Genomic DNA, 460 nt, shown 5'->3' on the forward strand with positions numbered 1-460 from the left:
CTGCGGCTGGATCACCTCCTTAATCGACGACATCAGCTGCTGCATGAGCTCCCACACGAATTGCTTGATTCATTGAAGAAGACGATAGAAGCAGCCCGAAATTGGGTCTGTAGCTCAGTTGGTTAGAGCGCACCCCTGATAAGGGTGAGGTCGGCAGTTCGAATCTGCCCAGACCCACCAATTTTGTGTGGGAAACGCCTGTAGAAATACGGGGCCATAGCTCAGCTGGGAGAGCGCCTGCCTTGCACGCAGGAGGTCAGCGGTTCGATCCCGCTTGGCTCCACCACTACTGCTTCTGAAGTTTGAAAGCTTAGAAATGAGCATTCCACCGGTTCGGTGATGAATGTTGATTTCTAGTCTTTGACTAGATCGTTCTTTAAAAATTTGGGTATGTGATAGAAAGATAGACTGAACGTTACTTTCACTGGTAACGGATCAGGCTAAGGTAAAATTTGTGAGT

2 tRNA genes are annotated in these 460 nt (G+C 48.7%); both read left to right on the top strand.

Going from position 1 to position 460, the window contains the following annotated elements:
• Positions 1–103: 103 nt before the first annotated feature.
• Positions 104–180: transfer RNA gene (locus tag PS14A_RS26465), tRNA-Ile, on the top strand.
• A gap of 30 nt (positions 181–210) precedes the next feature.
• A tRNA-Ala gene (locus tag PS14A_RS26470) sits at positions 211–286 on the top strand.
• Positions 287–460: the final 174 nt, after the last annotated feature.

The organism is Pseudomonas sp. 14A, from assembly GCF_018132745.1.
In the GTDB taxonomy this organism is placed as follows: Bacteria; Pseudomonadota; Gammaproteobacteria; order Pseudomonadales; family Pseudomonadaceae; genus Aquipseudomonas; species Aquipseudomonas mercuritolerans.